General features: G+C 34.2%; 9 protein-coding genes. 5 read left to right on the top strand and 4 right to left on the bottom strand.

The genetic code is table 11. From position 1 onward, the window contains the following. Positions 1 to 151 precede the first annotated feature (151 nt). Positions 152 to 1,489 (top strand): IS1182 family transposase, encoded by a 1,338-nt coding sequence (locus CJF12_RS02385; protein ID WP_095591046.1) that lies wholly within the window; start codon positions 152 to 154, stop codon positions 1,487 to 1,489. A gap of 123 nt (positions 1,490 to 1,612) precedes the next feature. Here CJF12_RS02385 and CJF12_RS02380 read toward each other — a convergent pair whose 3' ends face one another. Next, on the bottom strand, positions 1,613 to 1,789 hold the full coding sequence (locus CJF12_RS02380) for a histone H1 (RefSeq protein ID WP_034684091.1): 177 nt from the start codon (positions 1,787 to 1,789) through the stop codon (positions 1,613 to 1,615). A 306-nt stretch (positions 1,790 to 2,095) separates the two neighbouring features. Here CJF12_RS02380 and CJF12_RS02375 point away from each other — a divergent pair, with 306 nt between their 5' ends. The 3 genes from CJF12_RS02375 to CJF12_RS02365 all read left to right on the top strand — a co-directional run bounded on the left by CJF12_RS02375 (position 2,096) and on the right by CJF12_RS02365 (position 7,752). Next, entirely contained in the window at positions 2,096 to 5,437 is a 3,342-nt protein-coding gene (locus CJF12_RS02375; protein WP_034684087.1) for a DEAD/DEAH box helicase, read from the top strand. A 104-nt stretch (positions 5,438 to 5,541) separates the two neighbouring features. Beyond that, on the top strand, positions 5,542 to 6,456 hold the full coding sequence (locus CJF12_RS02370) for a helix-turn-helix domain-containing protein (RefSeq protein ID WP_034684085.1): 915 nt from the start codon (positions 5,542 to 5,544) through the stop codon (positions 6,454 to 6,456). 90 nt (positions 6,457 to 6,546) lie between these two features. After that, complete coding sequence (locus CJF12_RS02365) at positions 6,547 to 7,752, top strand: MFS transporter (RefSeq protein ID WP_034684084.1); 1,206 nt, start codon at positions 6,547 to 6,549, stop codon at positions 7,750 to 7,752. 158 nt (positions 7,753 to 7,910) lie between these two features. Here the strand turns inward: CJF12_RS02365 and CJF12_RS02360 are convergent, their stop codons facing one another. Next, on the bottom strand, positions 7,911 to 9,458 hold the full coding sequence (locus CJF12_RS02360; RefSeq protein WP_034684083.1) for a tetratricopeptide repeat protein: 1,548 nt from the start codon (positions 9,456 to 9,458) through the stop codon (positions 7,911 to 7,913). 825 nt (positions 9,459 to 10,283) lie between these two features. On the opposite strand from CJF12_RS02360, the gene CJF12_RS02355 reads away from it, so the two are divergent. After that, the gene (locus tag CJF12_RS02355) at positions 10,284 to 10,814 is read left to right on the top strand and encodes an SRPBCC family protein (RefSeq protein ID WP_034684108.1); all 531 of its coding nucleotides are present in this window, start codon (positions 10,284 to 10,286) and stop codon (positions 10,812 to 10,814) included. 85 nt (positions 10,815 to 10,899) lie between these two features. On the opposite strand, the gene CJF12_RS02350 is transcribed toward CJF12_RS02355, so the two are convergent. Next, positions 10,900 to 11,496 carry an NAD(P)H oxidoreductase gene (locus CJF12_RS02350; protein WP_034684081.1) on the bottom strand — a complete coding sequence of 199 codons (597 nt, stop codon included), beginning with the start codon at positions 11,494 to 11,496 and terminating at the stop codon, positions 10,900 to 10,902. Positions 11,497 to 11,790: 294 nt separating this feature from the next. After that, positions 11,791 to 12,390, bottom strand: a complete 600-nt coding sequence (locus CJF12_RS02345) for an NAD(P)H oxidoreductase (RefSeq protein ID WP_034684077.1) — start codon at positions 12,388 to 12,390, stop codon at positions 11,791 to 11,793. Positions 12,391 to 12,588: the final 198 nt, after the last annotated feature.

The following is a 12,588-nucleotide window of genomic DNA, read 5'->3' as shown; positions in this document are numbered from 1 at the left end:
GATTTATATGAAAAACAAAAAGAATATCCAGCATAATTGCCTGATACTCTTTTATAAAAAAACAAGAGGCTGTCTCAAAAGAGATAGCCTTTTTTATGCAAAAAGGAAAGCTTTCGCTTTCCTAATAGTTGCAAATTGATTAATTTGCATTGTGTTAAGTACGTCAAAAGTAGTCTTTAAAGATTACACCCCCAAAGAAAATCTGCTTTTTCCTCCCAATTTATCGGAGTTGATTGATGAGCGACATCCTGTGAAAATTGTTTCAAACATTATTGATGGCTTGGATATCAAAAGCTTAATTAAAACCTACAAACCTGGCGGAACATCTTGCTACCACCCGAAAATGCTTTTGAAAGTTTTGATTTATGGCTATTTAAGCAATATCTATTCAAGCCGCAAAATGGAGCAGGCCTTGAAAGAAAACATCCATTTTATGTGGCTCTCTGCAATGAGCCGTCCCGATCATAACACCTTAAACAGGTTCCGTAGTGAACGATTGAAAGGTGAGATTAAAGCTATTTTCACACAAATTGTTCTTCTTTTGGAAAAGGAAGGTTTGGTAAGTCTGAAAACCACTTTTGTAGATGGCACCAAGATAGAAGCCAATGCCAATCGCTATACTTTTGTTTGGGGAAGAGCTGTCAAAAAACACAAAGAAAGGATTGCAGAGCAATTAGAAGAGCTTTGGAACTATGCAGAAACAGTTGCCAAAGACGAGCTTGAAAATACAGAAAGTATTGATTTTAAAGAAGTAGATTCTGAAAAAGTAACTCAAACCATCGAAAAGATCAATGAAGTTTTGAAAGATAAAAAAGTAGCTTCAAAAGTTCGTCAGAAACTGAATTATGCTAAGAAAAACTGGGCAGATAATTTAGAGAAATATAAAAAACAGCAAGAATTATTAGAAGATAGAAATTACTATTCCAAAACCGATACAGACGCTACTTTTATGCGAATGAAGGAGGATCATATGCGAAACGGACAACTAAAACCCGCTTACAATCTACAAATTTCTACCCATAGACAATTCATTTTACATTATTCAATTCATCCCAACCCAACAGACACCAAAACATTAGCGACTCATTTACTGGGTTTTGAAGAAAGCTATCATAAAGCTCCCAAAGAGCTTGTTGCTGATGCTGGTTATGGCTCAGAAGAAAATTACAACTTGTTAAAATCTAAGAAAATAAAAGCTTATGTTAAATATAATTACTTCAGAAAAGATCAGAAATCGGGACAAATAACCACTTCACAAAACAATCCTAAATTGGCAAAAATCAGAGAAAAGGTTTTCAAACTTCTTAATACCAGCAAGGGCATCAAACTCAGAAAACAAAGATCCCATGATGTTGAACCTGTTTTTGCAGAGCTCAAACACAACAAAAATTTTAAACGATTCATGCTTCGGGGAAAAAATAAAGTCGAGGTAGAAATCGGCATACTCGCAATTGCCCACAATCTAAAGAAAATGTCAAAAGCAGCCTAAAACAGACTGCTTTTTTGACTTATATCTTCTTTTTTCCAAGATATTTTTTTTATTCAAAATATCGAAATCTTTTTTCAATGAAATACTAAAAAGAGACTGTCCTTTTGAGACAGCCTCTTATTTTTATTTTTTTGATTCTTCAACAGAAACTTTTCTGAAGTCTTTGAACAATTTGCTAAGTTCTAAAGCTGATTTACGAGCTCTTGTACCCGCTGCTTTGTTTCCTTTTTCTGCTTGTTGGTTAGCTTCAGTTGTGAATGCTTCAAATTCCGCGTTGATTTTTTCAATTAGTTCTTTCATTTATTTTAAAATTTAGGGTGCAAATATAGGTTTTATGGTGATTCCAGCCTAACTGTGACGAAAAAAAATTTTAGAAATATTCAAAAATACAAGGTGTTTTATCACCTATAAAATGTACCCGGATGAAAAAAAATAAAATTTATATCTCAAAATCATTTTTTTCCCATTCTTTGTTTTTATATAATATGTTATAACAGCAAAACATTCACTATATCTTTCCTTTACTTATTCTAAATAATCATTTTATTCTTTTATGAGTTTTTATGTACCTTCGTTTTTTAATCAAAACCAGGTTTGTAAGTCATAATGGAGCTCCCTAAAGAATATATTTTACCGGATACCAATATCAGTACGCTTTCTGTTTATGAGCTTTTAAAACATACCCAGACCGCTTCTTTTATAGAAAACTCCGATTTTCGGGATATCAGTCCCATTGCTCTGGAGTGTAATGCCGGTATATTTACCAAGACAAGTTCCGTAATAGACTTCCCGGAGGTTACTGTTCATCAGATAGGCTCTTCCGTCATTACCTCCTGCTCATGCCAGTCCTTGTCTCCCAAATTATGTGAACATCAGGCTGAAATTATCTATTCTATCCTGGAACAAAAAAACTTCAGGTTATTCTTTGATACTGCTCTACGGCAAAGATCATTGGTAGCTTTTGCGAAAAATTTCGGATTAGAAAATGAATCTAATCTGGACACTTATTTCGAGTTAAATTATCAGGATGGCCAATTGAATATCCAACCCAAAATAAAAGAACTGCTTCCTATCAATGAAGAAGCCTTTAGGCAAAACCTTCTTCCTCAGCGTCAATCTATTGTTTCCGAACTCGCCTCACAGGACACCGGCAAAAGACAACTACTCGTTATAGGCTTGCATCGTTATTACAACTACCTGAATTTTTCCATCATGGAAGCTGAGACTACCCGGACCGGCAAAGTCAAAAACCCAGTAACCAGGATTGACCCTATGCAATTGATCTGGAAAGCTGATCAGCCTGCAGAGATTAAATTCTATACGGCTATTACCAGTTTTCAAAACAGATATCATGAAGAGCAAAGTCCGGCAGAACTGGAAGCTTTAAAATTAATTGCCCGGAATCCTTTGGAGCTCGATATATATTACCATGACCGGAATCTCTCTGAAACTATTTCTTCAAAATCACTGGTTCCTGTAACTCTGAATATCCTGAAACCGGAAATACAATTAACTGTATTTAGAAAGGATCCGTTTTATGAAATCACAGGCGAGCTATTGTTTAATGATCTTTCATTAGCCTTTAAACATATTGTTTTACGCTACGATCATTTTATATATCATCAAAATACATTAAGCCTTATTGACAATCCTGATATGCTCAGGGTCATCAGGTTTTTTAAATCCAATAATGAAATACTTCTGATACACAGTTCCAAATATGACCATTTTTTAAAAACCGCCTTATCTTCACTGGAGCAGTATATTCATATCAATTACAGTTATATCCATCCTGCTACTCCTGTACAGCTTGAAGAGAAGAGTTCAGGGATAGAAAAGATCATTTATCTCCACCAGGAGGGCAACTATATCTCCATTACTCCGGTAATGAAGTACGGTCCTGTAGAGGTAGCCGTCTATTCACGTAAACAATTGTATGATACGGATCAGAATGGAAACTTGTTTAAAATAGAGCGAAATTATAATGCCGAAACAGCCCTAACTTCCGTCGTCATGCAGCAACATCCGGAATTTAAAGACCAACTGGAAGCACACGAATACTTCTATTTACATAAAGATAAATTTCTTGATGCAGACTGGTTTTTAAAAGCTTTTGAAGCCTGGAGACATGAAGGTATTATCATCCTGGGCTTTAATGAGCTCAAGAATAACAAACTTAATCCTCATCGGGCAAAAATCAATATCCAGGTGACGAGTGGAATCGATTGGTTTAATGCCAAGCTCAGTGTCCGTTTCGGAAAAAAGGAAGCCTCTCTAAAACAGGTACATCGTGCCCTTCGTAACAAGACCAAATTTGTTCAGCTGGATGATGGAACACAGGGTATTCTTCCTGATGAATGGATCAACAAAATCACACGATACTTTCAGGCAGGTGATATCGATGAAGAGTTATTGAAAATTCCTAAAATTAATTTTACGGAAATCTCTTCTCTTTTTGAAAAAGAGGTACTCAGCAAAGAAGTGCAATCAGAAATCAGCTCATATTCCCATCGTTTTTCAACCCTTAAAAAAGCTCCTGAAATCTCTGTCTCTGCCGAATTAAAAACGGAGCTTAGAGATTACCAGCAGGAAGGACTGAACTGGCTGGGACTTCTGGACAGCCTGAATTTCGGAGGATGTCTCGCTGATGATATGGGACTTGGTAAAACAATACAAATTATTGCTTTTCTTCTATATCAAAGAGAAAAGTACGGGCATACCACCAACCTGATCGTCGTTCCCACTTCCCTACTGTTTAACTGGCAGGAAGAAATTGCAAAATTTGCACCTTCGATCAAGGTATTGCTTCATTATGGTCCAGACCGGCAGAAAAACATAGATCTCATGTCTTCCTATGAAGTCGTGCTTACCAGCTATGGAATGCTACTTTCAGATATTCGTTTTCTTAAGACTTTTCGTTTTAATTACGTTTTACTTGACGAATCACAAACAGTAAAAAATCCCAATTCGGAAAAATATAAGGTAGCCCGTCTTCTGCAATCACGAAACAAAATTGTATTAACAGGAACTCCTGTTGAGAATAACACATTTGATCTGTACGGGCAGCTTTCATTTGCATGTCCCGGATTATTGGGAAGTAAACAATATTTTAAGGATACCTATGCAATCCCTATTGATAAATTTGAATATACCAAACGAACGCTGGAACTTCAGCAGAAAATAAAACCTTTTATTCTACGCAGAACCAAAAAGCAGGTAGCCAAGGAACTTCCTGAAAAGACAGAAATGGTCATCTATTGTGAAATGAACGCAGAACAACGAAAGATCTATGATGCTTATGAACGTGAACTACGTGATTTCATTTCTGCTTCCACAGACGATGAAACATTAAAAAACAGCATGCATGTTTTAACCGGACTCACCAAGCTTCGCCAGATTTGTAATTCACCGGTATTATTAAAGGAAGGCCATTCCGGGGATCATTCCGTGAAGATCGAAATTTTAACCGAACAAATTGAAACTCAATCAAAAGAGCATAAAATTCTTGTATTTTCTCAATTTGTAGGCATGCTGGATCTCATCAAGACTGAACTCGAGCGTAAAAATATCCCTTTCGAATATCTTACAGGACAAACCAAAAACCGGGGAACAAAAGTCCAACAATTTCAAACCGATGAAAATATAAGAGTATTTCTCATCAGCTTAAAGGCCGGTGGTGTAGGGCTTAATCTTACAGAAGCTGATTATGTCTATCTGGTAGATCCTTGGTGGAATCCGGCAGCCGAAAATCAAGCCATTGACCGAAGCTACAGAATCGGACAGACCAAAAATGTTGTTGCGGTCCGAATGGTTTGTTCTGGTACCATCGAAGAAAAAATAATCAATCTTCAAAAGAAAAAGAGCAAACTCGCCCAGATTTTAATCCGGACAGAAGAAACGAAATTACAAAAACTGACCAAGACTGACCTACTGGATCTTCTTGCCTAAAATCATATTTTACAAAAAGCCTAACCAGCGGAAAAAATCTAAAAACAATTAACATAGAAAAATAATAGCTTTTCCGTATCTTTGATTTTTATAATTTTCATGTCATGAGTGATCAGCTAGAAACTATCGGAGATTATTATAAACGAATTAGGGAAAGCCAATTAAGGATGTTTGACTCTGATGAGTTTGAAATCGGAAAATCGCATTTCAATATATCTATGCGCCGATACTGCAGTTTCAAAAGCCCATACAATCGTCGTGATTACTATAAAATCAGCTTCATTATAGGAAAAGGAACTTTTCAGTATGGTCAGCAGAAGTTATATATAGATCGTCCGGCCCTGTTTTTTCCTTCACCCAATATTCCTTATTCATGGGAGTGTGACGGTGATTTACAGGAAGGATATTTCTGTCTTTTCAATCAGGAGTTTTTTAATGGAAATTCAGAATTTAAACTATTCAAAAAAACATCCCTTTTCAAAGAATGGAGCATGCCTGTTATTTTTCTGACAGAAGAGCAGACCCAGCTTGTTACCGTCTATTTTGAACAGATGTATAAGTTAAATAATTCGGCTTATCCTTTTCGCTGTGGCAGCATAAAAAGCCATCTGGCCTCCGTTTTACATCTGGCTCTTGAAAACCGGGTAGAAGATGTAGATCTGGACGAGCTCTCTGCCAACGTACGTCTTTACAGGCTTTTCGATGAACTGCTCAATAAACAGTTTCCATTGGATTCCCCGGCATATCCTTTGGCTTTAAAAACAGCATCCGACTTTGCAGAGCACCTCAATGTACATGTTAACCATCTGAACTCTTCGGTAAAATCTGTAACGAATCTTACCACAACGCAAATTATTAAGGAAAGAATGTTTGAAGAATCTAAAAACCTTCTGAAATATACAAACTGGGATATTGCTGAAATCGGTTATACATTAGGCTTTGATCAGCCTTCTCATTTCAATAATTTCTTTAAAAAATATGCTAACACCTCCCCTCTTAAATTCAAACACACTTTTTAAATCTTTGAATTTTGTAATTTTTACTTTGTCTTTTAAAATACATCATACGGATTCTTGTTCTATTTTTGTATCGTTAAAAAAGAATGAATTATGTTGAGCGCAGCATCTGAACAACGCATCAGATTAATTACCATTATGGCCTTTATCTCGATCCCTCTTTCAGGGTTCGTTACCGACATCTATTTGCCCTCATTTCCTTCAATGGCCAAAGGAATGCAGGTATCAGAAAAAGACATCCAGATTACATTGACTTCCTATCTGTTGAGTTATGGAATTTCACAGTTATTTGTGGGAGGCATCCTGGATAGCATAGGACGTTATCGTCCGAAATTGGCAGCCTTACTCCTTCTGGTAGTGACGAGTATTTTAATCACGATGACCAACAATATTTTACTGATATGTCTACTCCGTATCCTTCAGGGAATAGCCGTGTCTGTTCTGGTAGTAGCTACCCGTGCTATTTTTGTGGATATTTACGATGCAGATAGAGTAAAACATTATTTGAGTTATTTTACCATCGTATGGTCCCTTGGTCCTATTTTAGCTCCTTTTCTTGGCGGCTATCTGGAAAAGTTATTTAACTGGCATGCTAATTTTTATTTCCTGGCTTTCTATGCAGGAGCTATATTCCTGTTTGAATGGTTTTTCAGTGGAGAAAGCCTGCCTGAAAAAAAGAAGCTGAACTTTTCAGAAAATATAAGTTTGTACACCATGATGCTGAAAAACAGGATTTTTATGTTGGGGATTATCATTCTGGGACTTAGCTACTCTATCGTTATGCTATTCAATATTACAGGTCCATTCATCATTGAGAATACCTTTCATTTCACTCCGGTTGTCATCGGATACTGTACTTTGATTTTAGGATTTTCCTGGATGATTGGAGGATTTATAGGAAAGAAAAGAGTTTCCTTAGGATTTAAAGCCCGCATTCTTCAGCCTATTATCTTACAATTAACGCTCATTGTATCTTTAATAGTGGTAAGTTACTTTTCGCAAAGCCTGTTTATTATGATCCCTTTTGCTTTTTTTATTCATATATGCTCTGGGATTTTATTTACATCATTCTTTACTACCAGCATGTTGTATTTTCCTAAAAATGCAGGTACGGCAGGTGGGTTGATGGGAGGCCTGGTCTATATTATTACCTCTATCACCAGCTTCATTATTTCAGTAAGCGGAACAGTGGCCGAACAAAAGGATTTAGCATGGCGCTATCTTATTATCGCCATTATTCTTTTAGGGATCATCATGACAATGAATCAAACTTTAAAAAGAGAGAAAGCTCAGGACTGATCCAGCTTAATAATAGGAAACCTTAAATGGTTCATTCAATACATTTTTAGCCACGAATGCGCGAATTTTTCTATTCGTGCATTCGTGGCTCCAACAAAAAAAGAAGTAATCTCTCTTTTAAAGCTAAGGCTATATTTTCATTATATGAAAATTATGCATCAGTTGAACGATGACAACACCATATACAATTCATTCTGATTTTTCAATTCCATTTTCTTGTTAATTCTATATCGTCTGGCTTCAGCTGCCCGAATTGTAGAATTGGTATACTGGGATATTTCCTTAATCCCAAAATTCATTTTCACAAGCGAACAGAAATTAATATCAGAAATATTGAGATCAGGATATTTATTTTTGAGTGATGTATAAAAGTGAGGATAGACTTTTTGGAATTCTATATAAAAAGCATTAATATCTTCTTTGGCCAAAAGGATTAATTCTTTCGTATTCTCAGATTTTGTATTTAGAGAATTATTTTCATTCATATTGATTTCCGGTTCATATTTTTCGGGACGAATATCATCCTGAATCTCATCTTTCACTTTATATTCAGCAACATCTTCATTTTTTTTATTCTTGGATTTTCTACGATAAAAGAATATTGCAAGTCCCGCAAGAATAACAAGACCTACCCCTACAGCTACATTCAGTATCCCTATATTCCTTGTCTCTTTATTATCAGAGACCTTGAGATTTATTTTATTAATAAAGTTAACATCTCCGGATTTTTTCTTTACCAAATCAACACTATCTACGAGACGCATATATTTTTTTGAATAAGAAGTCGCTTTTTCAAAATCTTTCATTTTGTCATACGTATCAGCAAGCATTGAATAGAGTTCATTTTGTCTGGACCGATTATGATCATGTTCTGAATCTGCAATAGCCTTTGAAAAATAACCAATAGCGGTAGGATAGTTTCCTAATGCTTTTTCAACAACTCCTTTTGTGATTAGATTCTGTATAATAAAGGTATCATCTGGAAATGAGATCAGGAACCGGTCGATAATATCCAAGTACGATTTAGCTTCATCAATTTTGTTGAAACAAGCAAGAGAATCAGCCAAAGAACCAAGGGTATAGATCACCGTTGCTTTTTTAAACTTATGGGTATCACTGATTTTCAAACATTCTGAATAAGCTTGTTTTTTTAATTTTATAACTTCTTTTACTCTGTTTTCATCAAAACTTTCGTTAATCGTCAACAAATCTGCTTTTGCCAGTGTAATGTAAATACCGTTGATTAGTTTATCCTCTTTGTTTTTCACAAGGTGATTATAACTCTCAGCTCTCTCTAAAATATGTTTTGCTGTACTTAAATGATCTAATTGTAAAAGTACTTTTTGATACAAAAGCAAAATACGGCAGACCATATTATAGTCATTTTGAGATCTGGCTAAGTCTATCCCTTCATTAATTTTTGTAAGCGCCGAGTCAAAATCACCATTCAACTGACTGAGTTTAACTTCTTCAAAAATAGAATTAATCTGACCCGGATAGAATTTTTTTTCCCGGGATAAATAATAAAGAATCGTAGCATTTTTAAGAGTATGCCCCGGATTGGTATCCCCATTTCTGTAGTTTTTCTCCAATAATTGGCTTATACTGTCTATCTCTCTACTAGAATTCTGTGCTCTGACATCCAGATAAAAAATAAAAAAAACAATAAAGAATATAGATGTTTTTAATATTTTGTCGTTATGCATTGTCTTTTAATTATTTTAACAAATATATACAAATTGGGAATTACTTTAAAGGTATATATTTTGATTTTTACTACTCTGATTCACCCTATTTCCACTTTGTGTATTTATGAGTTTTTTGGCACACAAAACCTTATTTTTCTTTTACAACAAGCACAATAAAAGAATTACACATACACAAACATACATAAATAAACACATCTCTTCACAATAAACCTCCCACTATTTGTTCGTATAATTTTTCATGGTAGTTTTGCAGTACGAAAATATTAAATCATAAAACAAAATCAGGAGGATAAACATTAAGTTCCAAACAGATAATGCAAGATAAAAGGAATAACAAAAAAACAGATCAGATAAAATAATCTATTGACAACATGATCGTATGATCATATCCTAAAAAAACACAAACAAAAAGGAATAACAGACTATTTTGATAGAAACATTTTTGATCACTGTCTTCAATGTTAAAAAGCCCAAAATTCAATTTCTTTTTATATAAAAAACACAAATGGAGAAAAAAATTAAATCCAAGAAAAGGGCGTAAGAATTTTCGATTTCAGATTGATTACAATTTTTACAACTTTAAAATAGTCGTTTATTAGTGTTAATAGTTTTAAACTGTTTTTTTTAGTCCGAAACCAAATGGTTTCGGACTTTTTTCTGCAGCGGAAATTAATCATTTTTTTTCACTTGAAAAAATACTTAACTTCTATTTTTAGAAAGAAGAAATTATTCATATAATCATGTAGCTTATTTTCGTTTTCTTACAATTTGAATGAGCCGGGATATCATAATTTTGGAGAACAAAATAATACTATTGTCATTATGAAAAAGATCCTTTTAAGCATTATCACCGTCATTATTATTATAGTACTTTTTACCGTTGGTATACTTGAGCTCACCAGTTCTTATAAAACCTCGGAAAACATCAATCGAAACGTACCGGTACAAACCAGACAGCAAATTACCATTCACGCTTCTCCTGAAAAACTATACCATATCATGAGTGATGTTAATCATTGGTCTGTATGGCATAAGGACGTTCAAGACCCAATCATGAAAGAACCTTTCAAAAAAGGAAATAGTTTTGACTGGAAAAGCGGGGGATTAACGGTCCACTCTACTTTACACACAGCAATACCACCCTACAAAATAGGATGGTCTGGCCCTGCTTTCGGAGCGTTTGCTATCCACAACTGGACATTTGTCCCGGAAAAAAACGGATATACCCAATTAATCGTAGAAGAAAGTATGGAAGGATGGCTCGTTTCCTTACTGCATAAAAAATTTCAGACAGTATTGGAGCAATCTCTGCAGGTATGGTTGAGAAATTTAAAAACAGAAGCTGAAAAATAATTGAATCTGTTATTTTGAATCAATAATTATTATAATAAAAAACAAACCACAGCCCGTATGCATAGCTGTGGTTTGTTTTTATTACTTATTTATCGAGGTCATCAATGATTGTATTCACTCGCTTAAATAATGTTTTATAAGCCTCTGACCCCGCTGGTTCCTTATCAAAAATAAGCGTATCGTAGATAATTTCAAGTTTAGCATCAGTAATCCCGCAATAAGAGGATATGCTGTTTATTGTGAAATGTTCAAGATACTTATCATTATCTCTTTTTTTAAAAGACTGTTCCGTATCTCCGGCCAAAGCAACCCAACGGACTTTCTCGACAGGTATCTTACTTCCATTGCCATAAGCCAAACCATAATTCCAGACTCTATCAATATATCCTTTTAAAATAGCAGGAAAAGAATACCACCAGATTGGGAAAACGAAAACTACCGTATCACTTCCTTTTACCTCATCAAATAAATCATATACTTTCTGAGAATAGTTTTGTTCTTTGCTATCCCACACAGGATGGTCCATCACTTCTAAAGATCCCTCGAAACCAGAACGGTACAAATCTAACTCGCTCACTTCATACCCATTTTCCAGACCTTGCTTTTTCATTGAGTTAACAATCTTTGCTGTTAATGACTCCTTTTTGGGGTTTGCCCAAACGAAATACATTTTTTTCTTCATTGTGAATATAATTTTTTATAACATTTGCAATACAAAAATAAGCAATTTAACATTTTAAAAAAAGCTTTCCTACCTAATGTTAGATACTAACAAAATTGTAAGTATTGGATCAACAGAAGAAAAAATTGTTATAGAAAGTACAAACAACTTATAGTGAGCCATTATTAAGATTAGATTTTCAAGGCTAGAAAACGGTTAGTTTAAAAAACAAAATGAAGCAATTGCATAAATATAAAAAAGAGCCATAGCAATAATAGTTATGGCTTGACTTATGATTTGTGTTTATCGTATTTGTTATGATAAATCCAGATTATCTATTACCGAATTCGCCTGTTTAAATAATTTTTTATAATGTTCATCACTTTCAATTTCCTCATCAAAGCCAATTGTATTATAAAGGATTTCAACTTCAGAATCTTCAATACCACAAAAGGAAGAAATACCATTGTTAAAGTAATGTTTAACATATACATCATTTCCTTTTTTTATATATACTTTTTCTGCTCCACCAGCTAAAGCTATCCATCTAACATTATTGACAGGTAACTTAACTCCGTCTCCGTAAGCTAATCCATAATTCCAAATTCTGTCTATATAGCCTTTTAAGATAGCTGGAAAAGAAAACCACCAAATTGGAGAAACCAAAATTAAAGTATCATTTCCCTTTAACTCATTAAATAAATCGTATATTTCCTGCGAAAAATTCTGAGTTTCATTACTCCAATCAGGTGTTTCATTTGCTTGTAAAACAGGATTGAAACCAGAACGATACAAATCTAACTCAGTAACTTCAAACCCTTTTTCTATACTATGCTTCTTTATTGAATCAACAATCTGAGCAGTTAAGGAATCTTTTTTAGGATGTGCCCAAACTAAATACATTTTTTTATTCATTGTAAATATAATTTTTAATAATTAATTACAAAGATATATAATACACCCTAAAAAAATAAGCAATAAACCAATTGTTACATACTAACAATAAGGGAAGTATTGGATTAATAGAGAAAAATTAATGAATGAATAATGGGCAAAAGATTTATTTATTTCTAAAAAATAAATCTTTTTGATTGGCAGAAAAAGAATCATTTC

The sequence above is a fragment of the Chryseobacterium piperi genome, from assembly GCF_002285635.2.
In the GTDB taxonomy this organism is placed as follows: Bacteria; Bacteroidota; Bacteroidia; order Flavobacteriales; family Weeksellaceae; genus Chryseobacterium; species Chryseobacterium piperi.
The sequence above is the reverse complement of the archived record's forward strand: the minus strand, read 5'-3'. Positions and strand labels throughout refer to the sequence as shown.

Bases quoted from the DNA above. Each gene is read 5' to 3' on its own strand.
- CJF12_RS02380 (WP_034684091.1), bottom strand. From the start codon at position 1,789: ATGAAAGAACTAATTGAAAAAATCAACGCGGAATTTGAAGCATTCACA.
- CJF12_RS02375 (WP_034684087.1), top strand. From the start codon at position 2,096: ATGGAGCTCCCTAAAGAATATATTTTACCGGATACCAATATCAGTACG.
- CJF12_RS02370 (WP_034684085.1), top strand. From the start codon at position 5,542: ATGAGTGATCAGCTAGAAACTATCGGAGATTATTATAAACGAATTAGG.
- CJF12_RS02365 (WP_034684084.1), top strand. From the start codon at position 6,547: ATGTTGAGCGCAGCATCTGAACAACGCATCAGATTAATTACCATTATG.
- CJF12_RS02360 (WP_034684083.1), bottom strand. From the start codon at position 9,458: ATGCATAACGACAAAATATTAAAAACATCTATATTCTTTATTGTTTTT.
- CJF12_RS02355 (WP_034684108.1), top strand. From the start codon at position 10,284: ATGAAAAAGATCCTTTTAAGCATTATCACCGTCATTATTATTATAGTA.
- CJF12_RS02350 (WP_034684081.1), bottom strand. From the start codon at position 11,496: ATGAAGAAAAAAATGTATTTCGTTTGGGCAAACCCCAAAAAGGAGTCA.
- CJF12_RS02345 (WP_034684077.1), bottom strand. From the start codon at position 12,390: ATGAATAAAAAAATGTATTTAGTTTGGGCACATCCTAAAAAAGATTCC.